The organism is Monashia sp. HAY1-5C (assembly GCF_056755255.1).
Window position 1 is genome coordinate 1 of the sequence record NZ_JBPGXG010000394.1, and the last position, 267, is coordinate 267.

1 pseudogene is annotated in these 267 nt (G+C 69.7%); it reads left to right on the top strand.

Annotated features, from left to right (window positions below):
• Nucleotides 1-233, top strand: a pseudogene (locus ACR9ZK_RS22160) (LacI family transcriptional regulator); the annotation flags it as partial.
• Nucleotides 234-267 lie beyond the last annotated feature (34 nt).

The following is a 267-nucleotide window of genomic DNA, read 5'->3' on the forward strand; positions in this document are numbered from 1 at the left end:
TCATCGACCGGCTCGGCTTCCGACGCCACGACGGCGCGCGTCTCATCCGCCAGGGGCGCACCTTCACCACCGGGCTCGTCGTCGAGGACCTCGCCAACCCGTTCTACTCGCTGGTCGGGGCCGCCGTGGAGCGTGAGGTGCGGATCCGCCAGCACCAGCTCATCACCGCCTCGGCCGAGGGCTCGCCGAGCCGCGAGCGCGCCGCCCTGGAGCTGCCTCTTATACACATCTGACGCTGCCGACGACGGAGAGAGTGTAGATCTCGGT